This window comes from Streptomyces sp. MP131-18 (assembly GCF_001984575.1).
Classification (GTDB): domain Bacteria; phylum Actinomycetota; class Actinomycetes; order Streptomycetales; family Streptomycetaceae; genus Streptomyces; species Streptomyces johnsoniae.
Genome location: NZ_LZNS01000001.1, coordinates 2,536,938 through 2,560,387, shown reverse-complemented (window position 1 = coordinate 2,560,387; position 23,450 = coordinate 2,536,938). Strand labels below are relative to the sequence as shown.

The following is a 23,450-nucleotide window of genomic DNA, read 5'->3' as shown; positions in this document are numbered from 1 at the left end:
GGGCGCCGCGGAACGGATCGGCGCCGCACGAGCGTTGGGGTGCCGAAAAGCCGCGCGAGCCGTTTGCGACAATCGGGGCCATGGCCCCGATGGCAGAGATCACCCAGCCCACCGGCACGTGGACCTTCGACGGCGACACGCTGCGCATCGTCCCCGGCCACGGCCGTGGCGTCCACGCGCTGCGCACCGCCCTCGGGGAGATCGCGGTGCCCCTCGAAGCCGTGGCCGGCGTGTCCCACGAGACCGGGAAGAAGTCGGGCAAGCTCCGGCTCCGGCTGCGCGGCGGCGCCGACCCGCTGACGCAGGCCACCGGTGGGTGGCTGCCCGACGCGGCGGACCCCTACCGGCTCGAAGTCGACCGGGACCGGGCCGGGATCGCCGACTACCTGGCGGACGCGGTGCGGGACGCGCTGACCATCGAGCAGGTGCCCGACACGGCCACGGACCGCTACCTGCTGCCCGGCCCCTCCGTTCCGCTGACGCTGCACGGCTCGGACGGCGAGATGGTGTTCGACGGCGAGGAGGTCCGGATCTCCTGGAACTGGGCGGCCGAGGAGAGCAAGAAGGCCACCGGCTTCCGTTCCGTCCGGCTGGGCGAGGTGGCCGCCGTGAAGTGGTCGCCCCCGCGGCTGGAGAGCGGCTATCTGCGGCTGCTGCCCCGCCAGGGGCCAGGGCCGGGCAAGCCGTCGCACGACCCCAACTGCGTGGTCCTTTGGGGCTGGCGCCCGGCCCGTGAGATCGCCGAGTCGGCGCTGCTCGCCGCCGCCGTGACGGCGCGGCTGCCGCACCCGTCGGCCGCCGTGGAGCCGCCGGCGGCCGCGGGTGTGCTGGACAAGCCCGCGGAGGGCGGGGCGGCCGGCGGCGGGGCCGATCCGGATACCGTGCTGCGGCGGCTGCGGGAGCTGGGCGAGCTGCACCGGAGCGGCGTGCTGACGGACGAGGAGTTCGCCACGGCGAAGAAGGCCATGATCGACCGTTTGTAGCGGCTCCGCCGGAGCCGCCAGGGCCGCCGGGCGACACGCCCGTGCCCGAAATCGGGCAGGATTGTTGCGAAAAGCATCCCGGCTACGCAGTATCGAGGGGTGCTCGGACGCCGTACGCCCCACGACGACCTCGTGGACCACCTGGTGCGCAGCACCCCTCTCGCGCGTGGCGAGGCGGCCCGGGTGGTCCTCGATGTGCTGGCGTATTTCGACGAGACCGCCGAGGAGTTCGTCCGCCGCCGCCACCGGGAGCTGCAATCCCGGGGCCTGACCAACACCGCCATCTTCCAGCGGATCGCGGACGAGCTGCCGCACCGCGCGGTGGCGCCCCCCGAGCTGTCCCAGCGGCAGCTGCGGCGGATCGTGTACGGCTGAGCGCCGGCGCGGACGGGCGGACAGCAAGCGAACGACCAGCAGGAGGAACGTCTATGTGTGGGATCGTCGGATATATCGGCAAACGGGATGTTGCGCCCCTCCTGCTGGAGGGCCTCCAGCGGCTGGAGTACCGCGGGTATGACTCCGCGGGCATCGCCATCCAGAACGGCGGGCGCGGCGGCGGCCTGAAGACGGTCAAGAACGCCGGCCGCGTTCGTGATCTGGAGGGCAAGGTCCCCGCCCGGTTCTCGGGCACCAGCGGCATCGCCCACACCCGGTGGGCGACCCACGGCGCCCCCAACGACGCCAACGCCCACCCCCACCTCGACGCCGCGGGCCGCATCGCCGTCGTGCACAACGGCATCATCGACAACTCCGCCGATCTGCGCGCCAAGCTGGCCGCCGAGGGCATCGAGCTGGCCTCGGAGACCGACACCGAGGTGCTGGCCCACCTCATCGCCCGCGCCGGGGCCGAGAAGCTGGAGGACAAGGTCCGCGAGGCCCTGCGGTACATCGAGGGCACCTACGGCATCGCCGTGCTGCACGCCGACTTCCCCGACCGCATCGTCGTGGCCCGCAACGGCTCCCCCGTGGTGCTCGGCATCGGCGAGAAGGAGATGTTCGTCGCCTCCGACGTGGCCGCGCTGATCAGCCACACCCGGCAGGTGATCACGCTGGACGACGGCGAACTGGCCACGATCAAGGCCGACGACTACCGCACCTACACCACCGACGGCAGCCGCACCGCCGCCGCGCCGACCACCGTGGAGTGGGAGGCCGAGAGCTACGACATGGGCGGCCACGACACCTACATGCACAAGGAGATCGCCGAGCAGCCGGAGGCCGTGGACCGCGTGCTGCGCGGGCGGATCGACGACCGGTTCGCCACGGTGCGGCTCGGCGGTCTCAACCTGGACGCCAGGGCGGCGCGCGGGGTGCGGCGGGTCAAGATCCTGGGCTGCGGCTCGGCCTACCACGCGGGCCTGATCGGCGCCCAGATGATCGAGGAGCTGGCCCGCATCCCCGCGGATGCCGAGCCGGCCAGCGAGTTCCGCTACCGCAACGCCGTCGTGGACCCGGACACCCTGTACATCGCGACGAGCCAGTCCGGCGAGACGTACGACACCCTGGCCGCGGTGCAGGAGCTGAAGCGCAAGGGCGCCATGGTGCTCGGCGTGGTCAACGTGGTCGGCTCCGCCATCGCGCGGGAGACGGACGGCGGGGTCTACGTGCACGCCGGGCCCGAGGTCTGCGTCGTGTCCACCAAGTGCTTCACCAATACGGCCGTGGCCTTCGCGCTGCTCGCGCTGCACCTGGGCCGCATCAGGGACCTGTCGGTGGCGGACGGCAAGCGGATCATCGAAGGGCTGCGCAGGCTGCCGGAGCAGATCGGGGAGATCCTGCGGGAGGAGGACAGGATCGCGAAGCTCGCGGCCGAGCTGGCGGAATCCAGGAGCATGATGTTCGTCGGCCGGGTGCGCGGCTTCCCGGTGGCGAAGGAAGCCTCGCTGAAGCTGAAGGAGGTCTCCTACATTCATGCGGAGGCGTACCCCGCCTCGGAGCTGAAGCACGGCCCGCTGGCCCTGGTCGAGCCCGCCGTGCCGACGGTGGCGATCATGCCGGCGGACGAGCTGCTGGAGAAGAACCGGGCGACCCTGGAAGAGATCAAGGCGCGCAGCGGGCGCATCCTGGCGGTCGCGCACGAGGAGCAGCCGAAGGCGGACAGCACGATCGTGGTGCCGCGGAACGAGCCGGAGCTGGACCCGGTGCTGATGGGCATTCCGCTCCAGCTGCTGGCGTACCACACGGCCCTGGCGCTGGGCCGGGACATCGACAAGCCGCGGAATCTCGCCAAGTCCGTCACCGTGGAATAGGCGCGGAAACGCCGGTTTCGGCGCGGAACGGCGGACTCGGGGTGTCTCGGGGTGCCTCGGCGCGGATCGGTGTGCGCCCGGCGCGCTTTGGGGCGCGTCCGGGCGCACGGCGGCCCCCGGGGGTGCGTGCCACCAAACGCGCCCCGGGGGCCGCCATATGCGCCGGCGTCGCCCATTACGCCGGCGGGGAGAAGCCGCCGTCGGGTCCGTCACCTCCCGTCGGCGGCCCAAGCAACGGTCGGTGTCCCCTTTATGCCCATCACAAGCGCACAATCCACCACTCCCGGGCGACGAATTTGGTGAATGGTCGGTGAGCACCCGCCCCGCCGCACGCGAGGACGCCACACACGGCCGTCTGCGGGCCCAGGGGCGAGCGGGAGCGACCGGGGGGCCCGGAGCGCCCCGGGGCGGCCCCGGGCGCGTCGAGCGCGCCCGGGGGCCGGTCGGCGGCGCCGGTACCGTCCCCCGGATCAGGGGATGACGACCACCGGACGCTGGGCGCGGCGGGCGAGACGCCCGGACACCGAGCCGAAGAGGCGGCCCAGCAGTCCGTGCGTGGTGCCGACGACGATGGCGTCGGCCTCGTACTCCCGGCCGACCTCCTCCAGCTCGTGGCAGATGTCGCCGCCACGTTCGAGAAGGACCCAGGGCACGTCCGTCAGGTGCTCGGCACAGGCCAGCTCCAGACCGAGCACCTCGGTGCGGTGATCGGGAACGTCGACCAGCGCCGGCGGCTCGCAGCCGGCCCACACGGTGGTCGGCAGGCGGTTGGCCACGTGCACGATGATCAGTCCGGAACCGGACCGCCGGGACATGCCGGAAGCGTACGCCAGGGCACGCTCACTCGATGTCGAGCCGTCGAAACCCACAACCACGCCGTGCTGGAAGGCCGGGTCGTGCGAAGCCCCGGTGTCCTCCATCAGGTCGGGCGTGGGCGAGGGATCGGCGACTTGCCTGCGATCCGCTGGTTCGGGGAACTCGTATCCAGCCATCGGAGCCTCAGCGGTGGGTCAGTGAGGAAACCTCGTGAGTGTGTCGGTGATGGGGGTGGCGCGCGAAGAAGCGGGGGAGATTCTCTGTGCTTCCACTGGTTCCACCTCCAGGGTACGGCGTCAGGTAGCTAGTTCCCAGGGCCGGTGTGTACAACCCATGAAACCGGCCCCTGGCGCCGTGACCGTGCAGCATGCCCTAACCGGGAGCGGGGGCGCAATGCTTTCGGACACCCGCTGACACGGCCGCCTCCGCTGTGTGACCGGCCAGCGTGACCTCGCGCGTTCCGTTCTTGACGAGTGGACCCGTGGCCGAGAGCAGCGGCTGCTCGCGTTCCGTACCGAGGCAATTACAGCACGGCCATGTGGTGAACGCCCCCGGCGTACGCCCGGCGTGCGCTGGAGGGGCCCCGCCGGCGGGTCTCATTTTCGGCCAACTTCGCCACTCCAGAACCACGTTGCTCACACGCCCCGCCAACATCTCCTGTATACCGGGAGGGAGAGGCGCCTCCCGGCGCTCCAGACCCCCCGTGCCGAGCGGCGAGGTGAGGCGCACTTCCCCCAACTGCTCCTACGTGTAACGCTTCCTGATCGAATGCTTCGCGCCACGTTGTCATGTCGATATAGCGCCGAGTGATGAACTTGTCCCGCCGACCTCACCCGACACAGTAGATTCGATCTTGGCATCACGTCGGGGGAAACGTGCAGGACCGAGAGGACGCGACGACCGAGGGAACTGAGGAGCATGAGCCAGGACCCAACGCACGGCCCCGAGCCCGCTGTAAAGCTCGCTGCCCGACGCCGCCGCGAAGTCGTCGCGGTGCTGCTGTTCAGCGGCAGTCCCATGTTCGAGAGCTCCATCCCGCTGTCCGTCTTCGGCGTCGACCGTCAGGATGCGGGGGTCCCGCGCTACCGGCTCCTCGCCTGCGCGGGTGAGGAAGGGCCGCTGCGGACCACGGGCGGCCTGGAGCTCAGAGCCCCCTACGGGCTCGGCGCCGTGGCCAGGGCGGGCACCGTCATCGTCCCCGCCTGGCGGTCCATCACCGGCCCGCCGCCGACCGCCGCGCTGGCCGCGCTGCGCCGCGCGCACGGCGAGGGCGCACGCATCGTCGGCCTGTGCACCGGGGCGTTCGCCCTGGGCGCGGCCGGGCTGCTGGACGGGCGGCCGGCGACCACCCACTGGATGTACGCGCCGACACTCGCCAAGCGGTACCCCTCGGTCCACGTGGACCCCAGGGAACTGTTCGTCGACGACGGTGACATCCTCACCTCCGCGGGCACCGCCGCCGGCATCGACCTGTGCCTGCATATCGTCCGGCAGGACCACGGCCCCGAGGCCGCCGCCGCGCTGGCCCGCCGCCTGGTGCTGCCCCCGCGCCGGGGGAACGGGGCGGAGGTGGGGGCCCACCGGCACCTCGACCGTTCTTTACCCGAGGACATCGGCGCCGACCCGCTTGCCGAGGTCGTCGCGTGGGCGCTGGAGCACTTGCACGAACAGTTCGACGTGGAGACGCTGGCCGCGCGTGCCTACATGAGCAGGCGCACGTTCGACCGCCGCTTCCGCGCGCTGACCGGCAGTGCCCCGCTCCAGTGGCTGATCACGCAGCGTGTCCTCCAGGCGCAACGGCTGCTCGAAGTGTCCGACTACTCGGTGGACGAGGTGGCGGGCCGCTGCGGTTTCCGTTCCCCCGTGGCGCTGCGCGGCCACTTCCGGCGCCAGCTGGGTGCCTCGCCCGCCGCGTACCGGGCCGCCTACCGTGCGCGGCAGCAGGACGCGCCGGAGCGCGGCAAGCCGGTCGGCGACGGCTTCTCGCCCAGGCTGCCCGGCCAGCGGGGGCGTCCCGCTCCGTGAGCACCGGTGCGGGACAGTCGCGCTGAGCGACGTAAGGTTGTTCGCATGAACGATCGCATGGTGTGGATCGACTGCGAGATGACCGGTCTTTCGCTGGCCGACGACGCGCTCGTCGAGGTGGCCGCGCTGGTGACCGACTCCGAGCTGAATGTGCTCGGAGACGGTGTGGACGTGGTGATCCGGCCGCCGGCCGCGGCCCTGGAGTCGATGCCGGAAGTGGTGCGTGCCATGCACACCGCTTCCGGCCTGCTGGACGAGCTGGCCGCGGGCACCACGCTGGCGGAGGCGGAGGAGCGCGTTCTCGACTACATCAGGGCGCACGCCCCCGAGGCCGGGAAGACCCCGCTGTGCGGCAATTCGATCGGCACCGACCGCGGCTTCCTTGCCCGGGACATGCCACGCCTGGAGTCGCACCTGCACTACCGTGTGATCGACGTCTCCTCCGTGAAGGAGCTGGCCCGCCGCTGGTACCCGCGGGCCTATTTCAACAGCCCGGAGAAGAGCGGCAACCACCGCGCGCTCGCGGATATCAGGGAGTCCATCGCCGAGCTGCGCTACTACCGGCAGGCGGTCTTCGTACCGCAGCCGGGCCCCGACAGCGACGAGGCCAAGCGCATCGCGGCGCAGCACGTGGTGCAGTGAGAACCCTGGCGCGGCCACTGCCGACGACCCTGTACACTCATATTCCGGCTGGTACGGGAAGCTCTGGTGGCGCCCCGGACAGTCGGTCATGGTGGGTGTAGCTCAGTTGGTAGAGCACCTGGTTGTGGTCCAGGTGGCCGCGGGTTCAAGTCCCGTCACTCACCCCAGATGCTCAAGGCCCGGTCCGCGGAAACGCGGGCCGGGCCTTGATCGTGCGCGGAGCCCCGCGCCGGGGGGCAGCGGAGCCGTTCGCGGTGCCGGTGATGCCCGGGCGGCGTGCGCCGGTGGTGCGGGGGTGTGCGTTCTGTGCCTGAAACGGGTGGAGTTGGGGCGGCAGGGGCCATGAGGCGCCGGAACCGGGGAAGGGGACAGGTATGGCTTCTCCACTTTCCGCCGCCAAGCTGGTGAGCGCTCTCAAGGGGGAGGGCGTCAGGATCGAGGAACACCGGTCCTGGCGCACGCACAACCGGAATCACGTCGGGTCCTGGGGCCCCGTGCACGGAGTGATGATCCACCACACCGTCACCACCGGCACCGACTCCAGCGTGGACCTGTGCTACGACGGCCACTCCACGCTGCCTGGGCCGCTGTGCCACGGCGTCATCGCCAAGGACGGCGTGGTCCATCTCGTCGGGCACGGCCGGGCCAACCATGCGGGAAGCGGCGACGGGGATGTGCTGGACGCCGTGATCGCGGAGCGGACCCTTCCCCCCGACAACCAGGCGAACACCGACGGCAATCGGTACTTCTACGGCTTCGAATGCATCAACCTGGGCGACAACAAGGACCCGTGGCCGCCCGCGCAGGTCGATGCCATCGTGCGTGCCTCGGCGGCCATCTGCCGGGCGCACGGCTGGGGCAAGCAGGGCACGACCTCGGTGATCGGCCATCTGGAATGGCAGCCGGGCAAGATCGACCCCCGCGGGCCCGGCATATCCATGAGCGACGTGCGCAAGCGCGTTGCCGAACGACTGCGGCACCCCGCCGACTGGGACCCCGAGGAGGACGACATGCCGCTGAGCGACGCCGACATCGAGAAGGTGGCGAAGGCTGCGGCCCGCCAGGTGGCGCTCTACAAGGACGACCGGATGGACTCGCGCGACGCGCGGCAGATGTGGGACGACGCGGCAAGCCCGCATCACACCTGGCAGTTCAGGGCGGAGGGCGCCGACCGGGATGCGTGGGCGCTGCTCAGCCGGACGCACGGCGAGGTGGTCGCGCTGCGCGCCGCCGTGGCCGAGCTGGCCGGGGCGCTCGCGGCGCGGGACGGTTCGGTGGACGCGGAGGAGTTGGTCGCCCGCATCGAGCAGGCCGTCGAGGCCGCCGGTCGGGGCTGACCGCGCGGTTCAGCCGCGGCGGCGTGCGGGGTGCCGTCGCGGGAGCGCGTGCCGGGGCGGGTTGATCAGCGTCACCTGGCGCACGATCTGGTGGAACGCCAGCAGTGCGGAGAGCGGCGGAAGGCCGGCCACGGCCAGGTTCGTCGGGGTCCTGGGCACCTGCGACATGCACAGGGCGATGGCCAGACCGGAGAAGAAGACGACGACCGCCCACGAGTGCAGGGCGTGCCGCTGGTACAGCGCCGCGCGCAGGATCGACAGGGAGGCCACCAGCCAGGGCCCGAAGATCAGCAGGGGCCACCAGCCGATCAGTTGCTGCGGGACGCCGGGGGAAGCGGCGTCCCGCAGCGGCTCGTAGGAGACGAGGCCGCCGAGGACGCTGAGCATCGCGACCAGGACGGCGGCCGCGGCGGCGAGCATCAGGCTCGCGCACCTCATCCACCACGAACGGACCGTGTCGCTCTGCCAGGTGACACGCCGGCGTTCCCTGCGGTGGCGCCGTGCCGCGTGCTGCCGTGGGCCCTGGTCGTCGGCGGGAGGCGCGTCGGCGGTGGGGCCGACGAGCAGATCCGGCGGCAGGAACAGGTGCGTGGTCGCCGTCGGGTCGTACATCATCTGTTGGTTGAGTGGCATCACAAACCGCCAACGAGGGGTGAGTTGGGGGGATGTGTGGCATTGGAGTGAATGGTGCTCCAAGAGTGGCGGGCGAAGCGGCGCCTTGACCGAACCGTTTCTTCGGCCGCCGGGCGTCGTTGGCGATTTTGATCAACACACGAGCAACGGGAGGGCGCATGGCGATGGATGACGGCGCGCCGGCCGAGTCCGACAGCGCCCTGCTGGTGCGCGTCCGCGCCGGTGACGACGCGGGATTCGCGGAGCTGTACCGGCGGCACGAGCCGGCGGTACGGCGCTACGCGCGGCTCTGCTGCCGCGACGCGCACACGGCGGAGGACCTGACGGCGGAGGTGTTCGCGCGGACGCTGCGCGCGGTGCGCACCGGGGGCGGGCCGCGCACGGCGGTGCGCGCCTACCTGCTGACCATAGTGCGGCGCGCGGCGGCGCAGTGGGGCGCGGACGGCGCGCTGGAACTGCCCGTGCCGGAACCGGGCGCGGTCGCGGCCGGTCCGCCGGGCGAGTCGCAGTGCGAGGCGGGCACGATCGCGCGGGCCGACCGGTCGATGGTGGTGCGGGCGTTCCTGACCCTGCCGGAGCGCTGGCAGGAGGTGCTGTGGCGGACGACGGTGGACGGGGAGCCGGTCCGCCGCGTCGCGCGGCGCCTCGGCCTGACGGCCAACGCCACGGCGGTGCTCGCGCACCGCGCCCGGGAGGGGCTGCGGGCGGCCTACCTCCAGGCGCACGTGAGCGAGTCCCTCACCGGGCAGGAGGAGTGCCGGCGGTACGCGAGCCGGCTGGGCCCCTATGCCCGCCGCCCGTACCTGCGCCGTGGGTACCTCGGGCTGCGGCGGCATCTGGATGACTGCGAGCGCTGCCGCTCCGCCTACCGGGAGCTGGCCGACCTCAACGAGACGCTGCGCGGGGTGCTTCCGCTCGTTCTCGCGGGCTGGTTCGCCGTGCCCGGCGTCGCAGGAACGGCCGAGCTGGCCGGGAAGGCCGCCGGGGTGGCGGGCGCGGGCGGCCTCGCGGGCGCGGGCGGGCTGACCGGTGCGGGCGGGCTGACCGGTGCGGGCGGGCTGCTGAGCAAGGTGACGGTCACCGCGACCGTGGCGCTCGCCGCGGTCACCGCCACCGGATCGGCGCCGCTGACCGGGCAGTTGTCCGGCGGCCAGGACCGCGGTCACAGCCACGCCAGGGACGAGGAGGCGCGGGACGGACAGGGGGCGGCCGGGGATCGCGCGGAGGCGCCCGACCGTGACCGGGAGCCGGCGCAGGAGGAGCGGGATCGGCGTGCGGACCCGACGGACGCGCCGTCTCACGCGCCGGAACGGACCCGCGCGCGTGTTCCGGGACCGGCGCCCGAGGAGCGGCCGGTGCCCTTGCCGGAGCCGGCGCTCGACGCAATCCCCGGCGCGGACGTGGCCTTGTGCGCCCCCGGAGTGGCCGAGGCCCTGCCGGAGGCGGTGGGCCCGGCGGACGACTGCGCCCCGGGGCCGGGCACGTTGACGCCGCCCCGGCCGTTCGACGAGGAGGGCTCTCCTGCCCTGCCCTCGCTGCCCCCGCTCCTGGAGGCCCCCGGGGGCGCCCGGTAGTCAGGTCCTCGGCCTAGGATCGGCCCCGCTATGGATACCGCTGACATCGACGAACTGTGGGGCCGCGTGACCGGCACGCAGCCCGGGCCCGAGCTGTGGCTGATACTCGCGACGGCCGCCGTCGCCCTGGCGGCGGTCGCGCCGTTCGGCGTGTGGCGGCTGTCCCGCAACACCATCACCATCGCGCACGAGGGCGGCCACGGCCTGATGGCCCTGGTGACCGGCCGCCGACTGGAGGGCATACGCCTGCACTCCGACACCTCGGGCCTCACGGTCTCCCGGGGGAAGCCGACCGGCTTCGGCATGATCCTCACCGCGGCCGCCGGGTATACCGCCCCCTCGCTGCTGGGGCTCGGCGGCGCCGCGCTGCTCTCCGAGGGCCGCATCACCGCCCTGCTGTGGGGGGCCACCGCCCTGCTGCTCGCGCTTCTGGTCATGGTGCGCAACGCGTACGGCATGCTGACCGTCGTGCTGACCGGGGCCGCGTTCCTGCTGGTCTCCTGGCTCACGGAGCCCGACGTGCAGGCGGCGTTCGCCTACGTGGTCGTGTGGTTCCTGCTGCTCGGCGGCGTGCGTCCGGTGTTCGAGCTCCAGGCCAAGCGCCGGCGCGGGGCGGCGCGCGACTCGGACGCGGACCAGCTCGCACGGCTCACGCGCGTCCCCGCGCTGATGTGGCTGCTCCTCTTCCACGCCGTGGCGCTCACGTCGCTGATCGGCGGCGGACGCTGGCTGCTCGACCTCTGAAACACCTGTCCGGGCCATGCCGCGCACTAGAGTGAGAGCATGACCGACCACAGCGAAAGTCTCGATCTCTGGCCCGCGCCGTCCGCTCCGCGCGCGGTCGACGCAACGGTCACGGTGCCCGGGTCCAAGTCGGTCACCAACCGGGCCCTGATCCTCGCCGCGCTGGCCGCCGACCCGGGGTGGCTGCGCCGCCCGCTCCGGTCCCGCGACACCCTGCTGATGGCGGACGCGCTGCGTTCCCTCGGCATCGGCATCGAGGAGACCGTCTCCTCCAGCTCCGCCGTCTCCGGCCTCCCGGAGGGCCGCGGCGAGTCCTGGCGCGTCATCCCCGCCATGCCGCAGGCGCCGGCCACCGTCGACGTCGGCAACGCCGGAACGGTCATGCGCTTCCTGCCGCCGCTGGCCGCGCTGGCCGAGGGCGAGGTCCGCTTCGACGGCGACCCGCGTTCGCACGAGCGCCCGCTGCGCAGCCTGATCGAGGCGCTGCGTTCCCTCGGCGCCCGCATCGAGGACGGCGGGCGCGGCAGCATGCCGCTCACCGTGCACGGCGTCGGCTCGCTCGACGGCGGCTCCGTCGAGGTGGACGCCTCGACCTCCTCGCAGTTCATCAGCGCGCTGCTGCTCTCCGCGCCCCGCTTCAACCAGGGCGTCGAGGTGCGGCACACCGGCAGGACGCTGCCGTCCCTGCCGCATATCCGCATGACCGTGGACATGCTGCGCCGCGCCGGGGTGCAGGTCGACGCCCCCGACTCGGGCGGCGAGCCGAACGTGTGGCGCGTGACGCCCGGCGCCCTGCTCGGCCGGGACCTGGTGGTGGAGCCCGACCTGTCCAACGCGCAGCCGTTCCTGGCCGCCGCCCTCGTCACCGGCGGCACGGTCACCATCCCCGACTGGCCCGTCCGCACCACCCAGCCGGGCGACGCGCTGCGGCACATCTTCACGGAGATGGGCGGCACCTGCACGCTGGACGACCGCGGGCTGACGTTCTCCGGCAGCGGGCGGGTACGCGGCATCGACGCGGACCTGGGCGAGGTGGGCGAGCTGACGCCCGGCATCGCCGCCGTCGCCGCGCTGGCCGAGGGCGAGTCGGTGCTGCGCGGCGTCGCGCACCTGCGGCTGCACGAGACCGACCGCCTGGCGGCCCTCACCAAGGAGATCAACGCGCTGGGCGGCGACGTCACGGAGACCGAGGACGGCCTGCGCATCCGGCCGCGCGCGCTGCACGGCGGTGTCTTCCACACGTACGAGGACCACCGGCTCGCGACCGCGGGCGCCGTACTCGGCCTGGTCGTCAAGGACGTCGAGATCGAGAACATCGCCACCACCGGCAAGACCATGCCCGACTTCCCCGACCTGTGGCACCGCATGCTGGCCGGAGAGGGCGCCTGAGGACCGCGGCCCGCGATGCGCCGGTACGGCAAGCACACCGACGAGGACGACGTCCGGGTCCGGCCGAGCCGCCGGGGGAGCAGGCCGCGCACCCATCGGCGGCCCGCCCACGAGGACGCGGAGGGGGGCTTCGTCCTCACCGTCGACCGGGGCCGGATCACCTGTCTCGTCGCGGGCCGCACGGTCACCGCGATGAAGGCGCGTGAGCTGGGCCGCAAGAGCGTGGTCGTCGGCGACCGGGTCGCGGTGGTCGGCGACCTGTCGGGCCACAAGGACACGCTGGCCCGGGTGGTGCGGGTGGCGGAGCGCACGTCGGTGCTGCGGCGGACCGCGGACGACGACGACCCGTTCGAACGGGTGGTGGTGGCGAACGCCGACCAGCTCGCCATCGTCACCGCACTCGCCGATCCCGAGCCGCGGCCGCGGCTGATCGACCGCTGTCTGGTCGCCGCGTTCGACGCGGGGCTCGACCCGCTGCTGATCCTGACCAAGTCCGACCTGGCGCCGGCCGGTCCGCTGCTCGATACTTACGCGCCGCTGGGCACCCGGCATGTGGTGACCAGCCGTGAGGAGTTCGACGAGGAATCGGTGGCCCGGGTGCGGGAGTTGCTGGCCGGCCGGACCACGGCGTTCGTCGGGCACAGCGGCGTCGGCAAGACGACGCTGGTGAACGCGCTTGTGCCGCCGGAGCGGCAGCGGGCGACGGGCGAGGTGAACGCGGTGACCGGCCGCGGCCGGCACACCACCGTCTCGGCGCTGGCCCTGCCGCTGCCCGGTACGGCCGGCTGGGTCATCGACACGCCGGGGGTCCGGTCGTTCGGGCTGCATCACATCGATCCCTCGCGCGTCATCCACGCCTTCCCCGACCTGGAGCCGGGCACCGCGGGCTGCCCGCGGGCGTGCAGCCACGACGAGCGGGACTGCGCCCTCGACGCCTGGGTGGCCGAGGGGCACGCGGAGCCGGCGCGGCTGTATTCGCTCCGGCGCCTGCTGGCCACGCGCGAGCGGCGCGAGGGCGACTGATCAGGCGCCGGCCGCGGCGGGCGCGGCGGCCGGCGGGGCGACCAGGTGGGAGATCGCGAGGCGGACCGCCGTCTCGCAGGCGCGGGCGGTGTCCAGGTCCGCGCCCCCGCCGAGGGTGCGCACGGCGCACGCGCACAACTCGCCGACCAGCTGGCCGGGGGCGCGGGCGTGCGGCGGCAGGCCGGCGCAGCGGCAGCCCGTGAGGGCGGCGTGCACGACGCGGTCCGCCAGGGCCGCGCGGACGATCCAGCCGGTGGCGGCGGACAGGGCGGCGGGGTCGTGGCGGCGGGCACGCAGGAACGTCTGGAACCCGTCGAGGAACACGGCCGTCCTGTGCTCCGCCAGGGCGGAGCCGAGCCCCGCCTTGTCGCCGAACTCGTTGTAGAGCGTCTGCCGGGACACCCCGGCCGCCGCTGCGACCTCGATCATCCTGACCACGGGCCAGGGGCGTCGTTCGACGGCCTGGGCGGCAGCGTTCAGGAGGGATTCTCGCGCGGTGGGCACCGTTGCCTCCTCGCTTCCAGGAGCGGCTCTGTCCTGGTGCCGGACAGGATTGACGCGCCCGGGTGCGGTGTCAAGATGCCCCGCACCGGTGCGGGGCGACCGGCCGGATACTGTGAGGCATGCCCGATTACCACGACGACCTGCGCCTGGCGCACGTGCTCGCCGACTCCGCCGATGCCGCGACGATGGACCGCTTCCGGGCGCTCGACCTGAAAGTGGAGACCAAGCCGGACCTGACACCGGTGACGGAGGCGGATCGGGCCGCGGAGGAGCTGATCCGGTCGGTGCTCGGGCGGGCCCGGCCGCGGGACGCGGTGCTGGGCGAGGAGTTCGGCGGCGAGGGGCAGGGGCCGCGGCGCTGGGTCGTCGACCCGATCGACGGCACCAAGAACTACGTGCGCGGCGTTCCGGTCTGGGCGACGCTCATCGCGCTGATGGAGCGCGGGGAAGGCGGCGACCGGCCGGTGGTCGGGGTGGTGTCCGCGCCCGCGCTGAACCGGCGCTGGTGGGCGGCGCTGGGCGGCGGGGCGTACGCGGGGCGCAGCCTGACGTCGGCGACGCGGATCTCGGTGTCGCGGGTGGCGCGGATCGAGGACGCCTCGTTCTCGTACTCCTCGCTCGGCGGCTGGGAGGAGCGGGGACGGCTCGGCGGGCTGCTCGACCTGTCGCGGGACTGCTGGCGCACGCGCGCGTACGGCGACTTCTGGTCCTACATGATGGTGGCCGAGGGCGCGGTCGACGTGTGCGCCGAGCCGGAGCTGTCGCTGTGGGACATGGCGGCGCCGGCGATCATCGTGCAGGAGGCGGGGGGCAGGTTCACCGGTCTCGACGGGGCGGACGGGCCGCACGGCGGGAACGCGGCGGCGAGCAACGGCCTGCTGCACGAGCGGCTGCTCGGCTACCTGGGCACGTAGCCTTCACGCCTGATCGTGGTCTTCACGGAATCGGCGGCTTTCGCCCCGTCCTGACCCTTGTTGAGCGGAAGAGGGCATGTGAACATGAGAATTCCTTCGCTTGTGACTTTGTGAAACCTGTCTCAAGCGCCCCCTCCCCTCCCCTTCCCTCGACCCTGGCAGGAGGTGGCTCATCCCATGCTGGTCCGTGACGCGATGAGCACCATCGTCCTCACCATCGGCCCCGATCACACGCTCAGGCAGGCGGCCCGGCTGATGTCCGCCCGACGGGTGGGCGCGGCCGTGGTCCTCGACCCCGACACCGCAGGCATCGGCATCCTCACCGAACGGGACGTTCTCACGTCCGTCGGACGAGGCCAGGACCCGGACCGGGAGCGCGTCGGTGCGCACACCACGACGGACGTCGTCTACGCGGCACCGCAGTGGACCCTGGCCGACGCCGCCTCCGCGATGGCGCAGGGCGGCTTCCGGCACCTGGTCGTGCTCGACGAGCGCGAGCCGGTCGGCATCGTCTCGGTGCGCGACATCATCAACTGCTGGACGCCGGTCGTCAGCGCGGTCGGCGTCGGATGAAGTCCGGGGCGGCCGGAGCCTGTCGACAGGCTCCGGCCGCCCCGGGGTGTACGGCAAGCGGCGTTGCGGGAAATCAGCCGCGGAGGGCCTGGACCGCGGCCTGGAGCCGCTTGCCGTAGTCCTCGTCCGCCTTGCGGAAGTTTTCGATCGCCCGCTCGGCGATGTCGTCACGGGAGACCTGGGAGATGAAGCCCGCCAGGTTTTCGATCAGGCGGTCCTTCTCGTCGTCCGACATGAGCCGGTACAGGGCGCCGGCCTGCACGAAGTCGTTGTCCTCGGCGTGCGAGGGCGCCTCGTGGTCGCCGGTGTAGCCGGTGACCGCGGTCGGCTCCCACAGCGGGCGGTCGGTCTGGACCGGGCCGCCGAAGCTGTTGGGCTCATAGTTCTTCGCGCCGCCGTGCCGGCCGTCGTAGGCGAAGCCGTCGCGGCCGTGGGAGCGCGCCTCGGTGGCGTGCGGCCGGTTGACCGGCAGGTGGTCGGCATTGATGCCGACGCGGTAGCGGTGCGCGTCGCCGTAGGCGAACAGGCGGCCCTGGAGCATCTTGTCGGGCGAGGGGCCGATGCCCGGCACGAAGTGGTGCGGGGAGAAGATCGACTGCTCGACCTCGGCAAAGATGTTCTGCGGGTTGCGGTTGAGCTCCAGCTTGCCGATCTCGATCGGCGGGTAGTCCGCGTGCGGCCAGACCTTGGTCAGGTCGAACGGGTTGAACCGGTAGGTGGCCGCTTCGGCGACGGGCATGATCTGCACCTGAACGGTCCAGGTCGGGAAGTCGCCGTTCTCGATCGAGGTGCGCAGGTCACGCTGGTGGCTGTCCGGGTCCTGGCCGGCGAGGCCCGCGGCCTCCTGGGCGGTCAGGTTCTTGATGCCCTGGTCCGTCTTGAAGTGGTACTTGACCCAGAACGCCTCGCCCGCCTCGTTGTTCCACTGGAACGTGTGCGAGCCGTACCCGTTCATGTGGCGGTAGGACGCCGGAATACCGCGGTCGCCGAACAGCCAGGTGACCTGGTGCGTCGACTCGGGCGACAGGCCCCAGAAGTCCCAGACGTTGTCCGCCTCCTGCGAACCCGTGTACGGGTCACGCTTCTGGGTGTGGATGAAGTCCGGGAACTTGATCGCGTCCTTGATGAAGAAGACCGGGGTGTTGTTGCCGACCAGGTCGTAATTGCCCTCTTCGGTGTAGAACTTGAGCGCGAAGCCACGCGGGTCCCGCACCGCGTCCGGCGCACCCAGGTTTCCCGCGACGGTGGAGAAGCGGAGGAAGACCTCGGTCTCCTTGCCGATCTCGGAGAGGAACTTGGCCCGCGTGTACTTCGTCAGGTCCGCGGTCACGGTGAACGTGCCGTAGGCGCCCGCGCCGCGCGCGTGCACGATGCGCTCGGGAATCCGCTCACGGTTGAAGTGGGCCAGCTTCTCGATCAGCAGCTGGTCCTGGATCAGTCCGGGACCGCCGGGGCCGGCGGACTGGCTGTTCTGATTGTCCGCGACCGGGGCACCGGCCTCCGTGGTGAGCGGTCCCGTGGTGATCTGGTCGGTCATTTACCTGTCACGCCCTTCAGCTGTCTTCAGGTCTCTGGTGCTGCTCGGGCCCTTGGCCGTTGCCTGTGCACGATCCTATATTGGACTATGTCCAAGTCAAGACGACTCCTGAATCCATACACAGTCGGCTCATATGAGGGCCGCGCGCTAGGGTGGCAGACATGAGTGACCTGCTTCAGCGACTCCGGGACCGCGGCTGGCGGCTCACCGCGCAGCGGCGAGTCATCGCCGAGGTGCTGGACGGTGAGCACGTTCACTACACGGCCGACGAGGTGCACGCCAAGGCGGCCCGGCGGCTGCCGGAGATCTCCCGCGCCTCTGTCTACAACACCCTGGGTGAGCTCGTCGCTCTCGGCGAGATCGTCGAGGTGACCACGGACGGCCGGGCCAAGCGGTACGACCCCAATGCCCACCACCCGCACCAGCACCTGGTCTGCGCCGGCTGCGGCATGATGCGCGACGTCCAGCTGACGCAGGACCCGATGGCGGCGCTGCCCGAGGGTGAGCGCTTCGGCTTCGCGGTCTCCGAGGTCGCCGTCACGTACTACGGGCGCTGTCCCGACTGTGTCGCCGGGGCTTGATTTGCACGCCCCGTACTCAGGGGGTTAGAGTAAAGGCACACAACGACGCGGGGTGGAGCAGCTCGGTAGCTCGCTGGGCTCATAACCCAGAGGTCGCAGGTTCAAATCCTGTCCCCGCTACTGGTGACGAGGGTCCGTATCCTGATTCAGGATGCGGACCCTCGTGTTGTGTGCGACGCCCCTTTGGGCCGGTGCAGGTATCCGGCGCGTCCGACGGGCGTGGACAATCAGCACATGCACGCTACTCTCCAGTACCTGCTCGATCTGCTCGATCTGGAGCCGATCGAGCAGGACATCTTCCGCGGCCAGAGCCACGCCTCCGTCATCCCCCGGGTCTTCGGCGGCCAGGTTGCCGCGCAGGCGCTGGTCGCGGCCTGCCGGACCGTGCCGGAGGACCGGCTGCCGCACTCGCTGCACTCCTACTTCCTGCGGCCGGGCGACTCGGGTGCGCGCATCGTGTACACGGTGGACCGCACCCGCGACGGCCGGTCCTTCGCCACCCGCCGGGTGGTGGCCGTTCAGCACGGGCAGCCGATCTTCACCCTTTCGGCGTCGTTCGCCAAGCCGGAGGAGGGTCTTGAGCATCAGGAGCCGATGCCGCCCGCGCCCGATCCGGAGACCCTGCCGACGGCGGAGGAGCTGCTGCCGCGCTACGCCGACCTGTTCTGGGACCCGAGCGTGGTCGAACTTCTGCTCCAGGCCAGGCAGGCCATCGACCTGCGGTACGTGAACGAGCCGCCGTTCGGCACCGCGGGCAGCCCGCGCGAGCCGCGGGCGCAGGTGTGGTTCCGGCTCAACGGCGAGCTGACCGGCAAGCAGGACAACCCGGTGGTCCACCTGTGCCTTGGCACCTACGTCTCGGACATGACCCTGCTGGACTCCGTGCTGCTCGCGCACGGGCGGGGCGGCTGGATGACGGGTGACACGGTCGGGGCGAGCCTGGACCACGCGATGTGGTTCCACCGGCCGTTCCGCTCGGACGAGTGGCTGCTGTACGACACGGACTCCCCGACCTCCCAGGCCGGGCGGGGGCTCGCGCGCGGGCGCATGTTCACCAGGGACGGGCGGCTGGCGGTGTCGGTCATCCAGGAGGGGCTGATGCGCGTGCCCCGTTGACGTGGCCGCGGTGGGCGGGACCGGTCCAGGTGGTCCACAGCGGGCGGTAGCCGCAGCGGTGCCAGAACGGCCCGGACAGCGGGTTGAGCGCGGCGTAGTGCAGCATCGTCACGGTGCAGCCGGCCTCTTCGAGCGCCGCGTGGGCGGTGCGTACCAGCGCGGTGCCGATGCCGGAGCCGCGGTACGCGGGAGTGACCATCAGCGACGTGAGGTAGCCCGGATGCCTGGCCCTCGCCAGGCGGGCCGCCCAGGCGGTGCGGCGCGGGTCCTCGACCGCGAGGAGGCCGACCACCCGGCCACCGGCCTCGGCCACCCAGCCGAGGGCCCCGGCCAGCTGCCGTCCGACATTGCGCGCCGTGGAGGGGCGGATCACGCAGGAGCCGAACTGCGCCTCCCAGTGCAGCTCCGCCAGCCACAGCGCGGCGGCGGCGTCGAGATCGGCCGGGCCCAGCGGGCGGACGCACGCCTCCGGCGCCCGCCGCGGCCAGGGAACGGTCCGCCCGGCCGGGCGGACCGCGGCGACGCGCTGCGGCGTCAGGCCGTGCCCGCGGAGCACCGGGACCAGCGCGGCATCGCGGCTCGGCCAGGTGAACACCGCCTCCGCGTCCGCTCCCGGCGGCCAGGGCACGAGGTGCTCCTCCCAGGCGGTGAGCAGCGCGTCGAGGGCGGCGGCGCGGTCGGGCCCGGTGAGATCCGCGTGCAGCTCGTGCCGGTCGGCGGCGCACCAACTGGCGTCGAACGACTCGGGGTCGGGCCGCTTCCGGCGGTAGACGCCCGCCGCGCCCGGCACGCACAGCAGGACGTCGCCCGCCGCGGGCCGCGGGAGCGGGATGGCCCGGGGGAGGAGCGGGTCCAGCGCCCTGGGGCGCCAGGCCGCCCTCATCCGGGCGCCAGCCCGGCGACGTCCAGCAGGTAGGCGGTCATGGGCTCGTAGTAGCGGGCGTTGGTGACGTGGTCGTCCAGCGGCACGCAGACCGAGAGCGTGCCCTCGGCCTCGCCGAGGAAGAGTGCCGGGTCGTTGCAGTCGGCGTAGCCGATGGTGTCGATGCCGTACTGGGCGGCGCAGCCGGCCCAGCCGTGGTCGGCGATGACGAGGTCCGGCAGGGCCTGGCCCTCCTGGGAGAGGGCGTCGAGTATCTCGGCCATGGGCTGCGGCGAGTGGGTGTGCCACAGGGTGGCGCCGCGCTCCCACACGGCGACGTCGGCGAGCTGGGTGACGACGCCCTCGTCGGCGGTCAGACCGATGGGGACGCGGACCAGCTCGCAGCCCGCGGCGGTCAGCGCGGCGGCCGTCCGGGAGTGCACGTCGAGCAGCCCGCCGGGGTGGCCGGTGGCCACCAGGACCCGCCGGGAGCCGGCCGCGGCCTTCCGCAGCAGGGTGGCGGCGCGGTCGAGGCCGTCGACCGTCAGCTCGGGGTCGATGGTGTCCTGCCCCTGCCGGTGCTCGGGGTCCCCGTCGACGCCGCAGCGCTCCGCCATCACGGCCAGCACGTCCTGCTCGTCCGCCCACCGGTCGCCGAACTCCAGGCCGAGCCAGAAGTACCGATTCCCGTTCGCCAGCTCGCGGTAGTGCGCCAGATTGTTCTCGCGGGGAGTGGCGACCTCGCCGGCGATCCGGGTGTTGACGAGGTGGCTGATCAGTTCGGATCGGGACGGGGCGGCGGTCGTCGGCATACGGCCAGTATCGCCCGGATGGGGGGATTCCGGGGCGGGAGTCGCCGAGCTGTGATCTGCGGGGGCTCACTGCGAACGACGCGTGCGGACGGGTACGGACGGCTGTCAACCGGCCGCGATGCCCAGGGGCGCGAGTACCTCGTGCAGGGCGGCTCGGGTCGGGGCGTCGAGCGGGCGAGCGGGGGTGCGGACGGTGGCGTCGGCGATGAGCTTCCGGGCGAGGAGCACCTCCTTGTGTACCGCCCAGGCCCAGCCCTGCTGGAGTCCGTGCAGTACCAGGGGCAGCAGTCGGGCGAAGCCCTCCCGGGCCTTCGCGCGGCGTCCGGCGGCCCAGTCGTCGAGCACCGGGCGCAGCAGATCGGGGAACTCGCAGGCGGGCATGGTGCCGATGGCGCCGCGGGCGTATTCGTCGAGGCAGAACTGGGCGTTCAGGCCGCCCAGTATCGCGAAGTCCTCCCCGGCGGATGTGTCGGCCACCGCGGTCACCTTGGCCGGTGTCGGCGGGGCCTCGACCTTGACCGAGGTGACGCCCGGCAGCTTGCCCAGCTCGGCCAGCGTCGCGGGAGCCATGGTCACGCCGGTGACTCCGGGGGCGTCCTGGACCATCACCTCGCAGTCCGTAGCGGCCGCGACGTCCGCGTAGAAGTCGAGGACCTGTGCGGGGGTGGGCTTGACCATGTACGGCGGCAGCACCATGAGCGCGGTAGCGCCGTCCGCGGCCGCGGCTCGGGCCTGTTCCACGGCGGTGACCGTGGAGGTCGCGTTGACCCCGGCCACCACCGGGACCGCACCCGCCGTGACGGCGACGACTTCGCGCAGTACGCGGGCACGTTCCTCGGCGGTGAGCGCGAAGGTCTCGCTCGCCATACCGGAGACGGCCAGCCCGTCGACGCCGCTCATGAGGTTGAACTCCACCACGCGGCGCAGCGAGGGGAGGTCGAGGGAGCCGTCCGACGCGAAGGGGGTAGCCAGGATCGGGGCGAGCCCGTGGACCAGGGGCATGAGGGAATCAGTCCTTTCCGGCGAGGTCGCGGACGACCTGCTCGTCGATGTCGATGCCGAGTCCGGGCCCGGCGGGGAGAGGGAAGTGGTCGGGGCGGACCTCAAGCGGGGTGCGCAGAATGCGCTGGCCGACCTCGGTCGAGGTCGGCTGGTACTCGAATACCAACAGGTCCTCGACGGCCGCCCCCACGTGCAGGCCCGCGGCGAGGGAGACTCCGAGCCCGACGGAGTGGTGCGGCGCCACCGGAACGTGTGACGCCGCGCACAGCTCGGCGATCGCCATTGCCTCGGTAATGCCGGTACGGGCCACGTCCGGCTGGGCGATCTCCAGCGCGTGACCACGCAGCCAGCGGGCGAACTCGTACCGGTTGCGCAGGGTCTCGCCCACCGCGATGGGCAGCGCCGTCCGCTCGCCGAGCCTGCGGTGGCCCTCCTCGTCCTCGGGGGCCAGCGGCGCTTCGAGGAACCAGCCGCCGCGGTCGGCCAGGCCGGCGGCGAGCCGTCGGGCCTCGGCCAGGCCGTAGGCCCAGTGCGCGTCCACGGCGACCCGCAGCGCGGGCGCGGCGGCCCGGACGGCGTCCACCGTGGCCAGATCGGCCGCCACCCCGTGCCCCAGATGCAGTTTGACGGCGCCGGCGCCCCGGCCCGCCCAGTCGGCGGCGAGCTGGGCCCGCTGTTCGTCGGTGGCACGGGGCAGCCCGGACACGTACGTCGGCAGCCGGTCCCGGAACGCCCCGCCGAGCAGGGTGGCGACGGGTGCACCGCGCAACCGGCCGGCCAGGTCCCACAGCGCGATGTCCACGGCCGCCAGCGCGTCGGCCTGGTGGCCGACGAGATGCCCGCGTTCACGCATCAGGTCCCGCAGCATCGCCCAGGCGGGCCGCGGCGCGAGCGCGTCCTGCCCCAGCAGGACGGGAGCGAGCAGCAGGTCGACGATGTCGGCGGGCACCTCGGGGGCGACCGGCGCCAGCGCCTCGCCCCAGCCCGCGGTGCCGTCTTCGGCGGTCACCTTGACCAGCAAAGTCTCGAACCGGCGCGAATACAGGCTGCGCCAGGGCGCGCGCACTTGATAGCCCGGCGGCACCTCGCTGCCGTCCGGCAGGGCGCCGAGGTAGGCCTCGTGATGGAAGACCTTGAGTACGAACGTCTCGACGGAGGCGATCTGCATGCATGCATCCATTCTTCGGCTGATCTCTTGCGCTGAGCGGATAGCCTAATGCAGTATCCATCGCGTAAGGCAAGCGTTTCGGATGTTGGAGAGCTGGCAATGGGTGCTGAGCAGGGCACGAGCACGAACCAGAGCGTCGAACGCGCGGCCGCCGTCCTCGCGGCGTTCCACGACGGGCGGCCGCTCCGGGTCGCCGACGTCTCCTCCCGCGCGGGGCTCGGCCAGTCCACGACCTCCCGCATGCTGGCGACGCTCGAAGCCCTCGAATACGTGGAGCGCGACGCCGACTCCGGCCTCTACCGGCTCGGCACCGGACTGATCACCCTGGCCGGCTCTGCGCTCAACCAGCATCCGGTCTACCGCGCCTCCCGGCGGCATGCCCAGGAGGCCGCTGCGCTGCTCGGCCTCGGCGTCAACGTGTCCGTCCTGCACCGCGGCACCGTCTTCTACCTGGCCAATTACGAGGGGGCGCTCGCGCCGAAGTCGATGACCCTGGCCGGGCAGCGCAACGCCCTGCACGCCACCGGCATGGGCAAGTGCCTGCTGGTCGGCACCACCGCCGGCCAGCGGCGCGCGATGCTTCCCCAGCTGCCGAAGTTCACCGGCCGGACCGCCGGCACCCACGAGGAGCTGGATGAGCAGGTCGAACTGGTCGTCGGACGCGGGTACGCCACGGAGGTCGAGGAGCTCGCTCTGGGCCGCGCCTGCGTGGCAGCGCCGATCCGTGACGCCGCCGGGGAGGTCGTCGCGGCCATCTCGATCTCCGGCTCGCTGTCGGCCATCGACCTCGACAACCGCGAGGGGGAGCTGGCCGGACGCGTGATCGAGACGGCCGACGAGGTCAGCACGGCACTGGGCTACACCGGCCCCGCCGTGTACCCACAGCATGCCGGTCCGGCCGCCGACTCACCCCGCACGTCGGGCGGTGCCGGCTGATGTCGGCGCTGCGCGGCGGCCAGGTGCCGG

23 protein-coding genes and 2 tRNA genes are annotated in these 23,450 nt (G+C 72.4%); 17 read left to right on the top strand and 8 right to left on the bottom strand.

Annotated elements, in window-relative coordinates:
• Positions 1-89: 89 nt before the first annotated feature.
• The 3 genes from STBA_RS11195 (at position 90) to glmS (ending at position 3,232) form a co-directional block, all read left to right on the top strand.
• Positions 90-983 carry a DUF4429 domain-containing protein gene (locus STBA_RS11195; RefSeq protein WP_077063251.1) on the top strand — a complete coding sequence of 298 codons (894 nt, stop codon included), beginning with the start codon at positions 90-92 and terminating at the stop codon, positions 981-983.
• 99 nt (positions 984-1,082) lie between these two features.
• Positions 1,083-1,358: a hypothetical protein gene (locus tag STBA_RS11190; RefSeq protein ID WP_077059107.1), complete on the top strand. Its 276-nt coding sequence runs from the start codon at positions 1,083-1,085 to the stop codon at positions 1,356-1,358.
• A 53-nt stretch (positions 1,359-1,411) separates the two neighbouring features.
• Positions 1,412-3,232, top strand: a complete 1,821-nt coding sequence (glmS, locus tag STBA_RS11185; RefSeq protein ID WP_077059106.1) for a glutamine--fructose-6-phosphate transaminase (isomerizing) — start codon at positions 1,412-1,414, stop codon at positions 3,230-3,232.
• Between the two features lie 470 nt (positions 3,233-3,702).
• Here the strand turns inward: glmS and STBA_RS11180 are convergent, their stop codons facing one another.
• Positions 3,703-4,224 (bottom strand): universal stress protein, encoded by a 522-nt coding sequence (locus tag STBA_RS11180; RefSeq protein WP_077059105.1) that lies wholly within the window; start codon positions 4,222-4,224, stop codon positions 3,703-3,705.
• A gap of 742 nt (positions 4,225-4,966) precedes the next feature.
• On the opposite strand from STBA_RS11180, the gene STBA_RS11175 reads away from it, so the two are divergent.
• The 4 genes from STBA_RS11175 to STBA_RS11160 all read left to right on the top strand — a co-directional run bounded on the left by STBA_RS11175 (position 4,967) and on the right by STBA_RS11160 (position 8,052).
• Positions 4,967-6,073: a helix-turn-helix domain-containing protein gene (locus tag STBA_RS11175; protein WP_077059104.1), complete on the top strand. Its 1,107-nt coding sequence runs from the start codon at positions 4,967-4,969 to the stop codon at positions 6,071-6,073.
• A gap of 45 nt (positions 6,074-6,118) precedes the next feature.
• The gene (gene orn, locus STBA_RS11170) at positions 6,119-6,715 is read left to right on the top strand and encodes an oligoribonuclease (RefSeq protein ID WP_077059103.1); all 597 of its coding nucleotides are present in this window, start codon (positions 6,119-6,121) and stop codon (positions 6,713-6,715) included.
• Positions 6,716-6,806: 91 nt separating this feature from the next.
• Positions 6,807-6,882: transfer RNA gene (locus STBA_RS11165), tRNA-His, on the top strand.
• A gap of 207 nt (positions 6,883-7,089) precedes the next feature.
• A complete protein-coding gene (locus STBA_RS11160; RefSeq protein ID WP_107485024.1) occupies positions 7,090-8,052 on the top strand; it encodes an N-acetylmuramoyl-L-alanine amidase in 963 nt (320 codons plus the stop codon).
• 9 nt (positions 8,053-8,061) lie between these two features.
• Here STBA_RS11160 and STBA_RS11155 read toward each other — a convergent pair whose 3' ends face one another.
• Positions 8,062-8,685, bottom strand: coding sequence for a DUF2637 domain-containing protein (locus STBA_RS11155; RefSeq protein ID WP_079251851.1), 624 nt, complete (start codon positions 8,683-8,685; stop codon positions 8,062-8,064).
• Between the two features lie 158 nt (positions 8,686-8,843).
• Between STBA_RS11155 and STBA_RS11150 the strand changes: the two genes are divergently transcribed.
• From STBA_RS11150 to rsgA, 4 genes are read left to right on the top strand one after another with little or no spacing between them, the layout of a single operon-like run.
• On the top strand, positions 8,844-10,259 hold the full coding sequence (locus STBA_RS11150) for a sigma-70 family RNA polymerase sigma factor (protein ID WP_077059101.1): 1,416 nt from the start codon (positions 8,844-8,846) through the stop codon (positions 10,257-10,259).
• A gap of 30 nt (positions 10,260-10,289) precedes the next feature.
• Positions 10,290-11,003 (top strand): M50 family metallopeptidase, encoded by a 714-nt coding sequence (locus tag STBA_RS11145; protein ID WP_077059100.1) that lies wholly within the window; start codon positions 10,290-10,292, stop codon positions 11,001-11,003.
• Between the two features lie 39 nt (positions 11,004-11,042).
• Positions 11,043-12,392 (top strand): 3-phosphoshikimate 1-carboxyvinyltransferase, encoded by a 1,350-nt coding sequence (aroA, locus tag STBA_RS11140; RefSeq protein ID WP_077059099.1) that lies wholly within the window; start codon positions 11,043-11,045, stop codon positions 12,390-12,392.
• A 15-nt stretch (positions 12,393-12,407) separates the two neighbouring features.
• Positions 12,408-13,415: a ribosome small subunit-dependent GTPase A gene (gene rsgA, locus STBA_RS11135; RefSeq protein ID WP_077059098.1), complete on the top strand. Its 1,008-nt coding sequence runs from the start codon at positions 12,408-12,410 to the stop codon at positions 13,413-13,415.
• Here rsgA and STBA_RS11130 read toward each other — a convergent pair whose 3' ends face one another.
• The gene (locus STBA_RS11130; protein WP_077059097.1) at positions 13,416-13,919 is read right to left on the bottom strand and encodes a TetR/AcrR family transcriptional regulator; all 504 of its coding nucleotides are present in this window, start codon (positions 13,917-13,919) and stop codon (positions 13,416-13,418) included. It abuts the gene before it with no gap.
• Between the two features lie 119 nt (positions 13,920-14,038).
• Between STBA_RS11130 and hisN the strand changes: the two genes are divergently transcribed.
• Together hisN and STBA_RS11120 are read left to right on the top strand one after the other, a co-directional pair.
• Positions 14,039-14,833: a histidinol-phosphatase gene (hisN, locus tag STBA_RS11125; RefSeq protein ID WP_077059096.1), complete on the top strand. Its 795-nt coding sequence runs from the start codon at positions 14,039-14,041 to the stop codon at positions 14,831-14,833.
• A gap of 177 nt (positions 14,834-15,010) precedes the next feature.
• The gene (locus STBA_RS11120) at positions 15,011-15,406 is read left to right on the top strand and encodes a CBS domain-containing protein (protein ID WP_077059095.1); all 396 of its coding nucleotides are present in this window, start codon (positions 15,011-15,013) and stop codon (positions 15,404-15,406) included.
• Between the two features lie 73 nt (positions 15,407-15,479).
• On the opposite strand, the gene STBA_RS11115 is transcribed toward STBA_RS11120, so the two are convergent.
• Positions 15,480-16,943: a catalase gene (locus STBA_RS11115; protein WP_077059094.1), complete on the bottom strand. Its 1,464-nt coding sequence runs from the start codon at positions 16,941-16,943 to the stop codon at positions 15,480-15,482.
• A 161-nt stretch (positions 16,944-17,104) separates the two neighbouring features.
• Between STBA_RS11115 and STBA_RS11110 the strand changes: the two genes are divergently transcribed.
• The 3 genes from STBA_RS11110 to STBA_RS11100 all read left to right on the top strand — a co-directional run bounded on the left by STBA_RS11110 (position 17,105) and on the right by STBA_RS11100 (position 18,640).
• Entirely contained in the window at positions 17,105-17,524 is a 420-nt protein-coding gene (locus tag STBA_RS11110) for a Fur family transcriptional regulator (protein WP_077059093.1), read from the top strand.
• A 46-nt stretch (positions 17,525-17,570) separates the two neighbouring features.
• Positions 17,571-17,644: transfer RNA gene (locus tag STBA_RS11105), tRNA-Met, on the top strand.
• 114 nt (positions 17,645-17,758) lie between these two features.
• Entirely contained in the window at positions 17,759-18,640 is an 882-nt protein-coding gene (locus STBA_RS11100) for an acyl-CoA thioesterase II (RefSeq protein WP_077063250.1), read from the top strand.
• Here the strand turns inward: STBA_RS11100 and STBA_RS11095 are convergent.
• The 4 genes from STBA_RS11095 to STBA_RS11080 all read right to left on the bottom strand — a co-directional run bounded on the left by STBA_RS11095 (position 18,606) and on the right by STBA_RS11080 (position 22,484).
• Positions 18,606-19,523: a GNAT family N-acetyltransferase gene (locus STBA_RS11095; protein ID WP_077059092.1), complete on the bottom strand. Its 918-nt coding sequence runs from the start codon at positions 19,521-19,523 to the stop codon at positions 18,606-18,608. The genes STBA_RS11100 and STBA_RS11095 overlap by 35 nt on opposite strands.
• Complete coding sequence (locus STBA_RS11090) at positions 19,520-20,314, bottom strand: phosphatase (RefSeq protein ID WP_077059091.1); 795 nt, start codon at positions 20,312-20,314, stop codon at positions 19,520-19,522. The genes STBA_RS11095 and STBA_RS11090 overlap by 4 nt, the downstream gene beginning before the upstream one ends.
• 105 nt (positions 20,315-20,419) lie before the next feature.
• Positions 20,420-21,316, bottom strand: a complete 897-nt coding sequence (locus tag STBA_RS11085; RefSeq protein WP_077059090.1) for a dihydrodipicolinate synthase family protein — start codon at positions 21,314-21,316, stop codon at positions 20,420-20,422.
• 7 nt (positions 21,317-21,323) lie between these two features.
• Entirely contained in the window at positions 21,324-22,484 is a 1,161-nt protein-coding gene (locus tag STBA_RS11080) for a mandelate racemase/muconate lactonizing enzyme family protein (protein ID WP_077059089.1), read from the bottom strand.
• A 99-nt stretch (positions 22,485-22,583) separates the two neighbouring features.
• On the opposite strand from STBA_RS11080, the gene STBA_RS11075 reads away from it, so the two are divergent.
• Positions 22,584-23,420: an IclR family transcriptional regulator gene (locus STBA_RS11075; protein WP_077059088.1), complete on the top strand. Its 837-nt coding sequence runs from the start codon at positions 22,584-22,586 to the stop codon at positions 23,418-23,420.
• Positions 23,421-23,450: the final 30 nt, after the last annotated feature.

Excerpts from the sequence above, each read along its gene's own strand:
- aroA (WP_077059099.1), top strand. The coding sequence starts at position 11,043 with ATGACCGACCACAGCGAAAGTCTCGATCTCTGGCCCGCGCCGTCCGCT.
- STBA_RS11120 (WP_077059095.1), top strand. The coding sequence starts at position 15,011 with ATGCTGGTCCGTGACGCGATGAGCACCATCGTCCTCACCATCGGCCCC.
- STBA_RS11090 (WP_077059091.1), bottom strand. The coding sequence starts at position 20,314 with ATGCCGACGACCGCCGCCCCGTCCCGATCCGAACTGATCAGCCACCTC.
- STBA_RS11100 (WP_077063250.1), top strand. The coding sequence starts at position 17,759 with ATGCACGCTACTCTCCAGTACCTGCTCGATCTGCTCGATCTGGAGCCG.
- STBA_RS11080 (WP_077059089.1), bottom strand. The coding sequence starts at position 22,484 with ATGCAGATCGCCTCCGTCGAGACGTTCGTACTCAAGGTCTTCCATCAC.
- orn (WP_077059103.1), top strand. The coding sequence starts at position 6,119 with ATGAACGATCGCATGGTGTGGATCGACTGCGAGATGACCGGTCTTTCG.
- STBA_RS11115 (WP_077059094.1), bottom strand. The coding sequence starts at position 16,943 with ATGACCGACCAGATCACCACGGGACCGCTCACCACGGAGGCCGGTGCC.
- STBA_RS11180 (WP_077059105.1), bottom strand. The coding sequence starts at position 4,224 with ATGGCTGGATACGAGTTCCCCGAACCAGCGGATCGCAGGCAAGTCGCC.
- STBA_RS11075 (WP_077059088.1), top strand. The coding sequence starts at position 22,584 with ATGGGTGCTGAGCAGGGCACGAGCACGAACCAGAGCGTCGAACGCGCG.
- STBA_RS11085 (WP_077059090.1), bottom strand. The coding sequence starts at position 21,316 with ATGCCCCTGGTCCACGGGCTCGCCCCGATCCTGGCTACCCCCTTCGCG.
- STBA_RS11175 (WP_077059104.1), top strand. The coding sequence starts at position 4,967 with ATGAGCCAGGACCCAACGCACGGCCCCGAGCCCGCTGTAAAGCTCGCT.
- hisN (WP_077059096.1), top strand. The coding sequence starts at position 14,039 with ATGCCCGATTACCACGACGACCTGCGCCTGGCGCACGTGCTCGCCGAC.
- rsgA (WP_077059098.1), top strand. The coding sequence starts at position 12,408 with ATGCGCCGGTACGGCAAGCACACCGACGAGGACGACGTCCGGGTCCGG.
- STBA_RS11145 (WP_077059100.1), top strand. The coding sequence starts at position 10,290 with ATGGATACCGCTGACATCGACGAACTGTGGGGCCGCGTGACCGGCACG.
- STBA_RS11150 (WP_077059101.1), top strand. The coding sequence starts at position 8,844 with ATGGCGATGGATGACGGCGCGCCGGCCGAGTCCGACAGCGCCCTGCTG.
- glmS (WP_077059106.1), top strand. The coding sequence starts at position 1,412 with ATGTGTGGGATCGTCGGATATATCGGCAAACGGGATGTTGCGCCCCTC.
- STBA_RS11195 (WP_077063251.1), top strand. The coding sequence starts at position 90 with ATGGCAGAGATCACCCAGCCCACCGGCACGTGGACCTTCGACGGCGAC.
- STBA_RS11160 (WP_107485024.1), top strand. The coding sequence starts at position 7,090 with ATGGCTTCTCCACTTTCCGCCGCCAAGCTGGTGAGCGCTCTCAAGGGG.
- STBA_RS11155 (WP_079251851.1), bottom strand. The coding sequence starts at position 8,685 with ATGCCACTCAACCAACAGATGATGTACGACCCGACGGCGACCACGCAC.
- STBA_RS11095 (WP_077059092.1), bottom strand. The coding sequence starts at position 19,523 with ATGAGGGCGGCCTGGCGCCCCAGGGCGCTGGACCCGCTCCTCCCCCGG.
- STBA_RS11110 (WP_077059093.1), top strand. The coding sequence starts at position 17,105 with ATGAGTGACCTGCTTCAGCGACTCCGGGACCGCGGCTGGCGGCTCACC.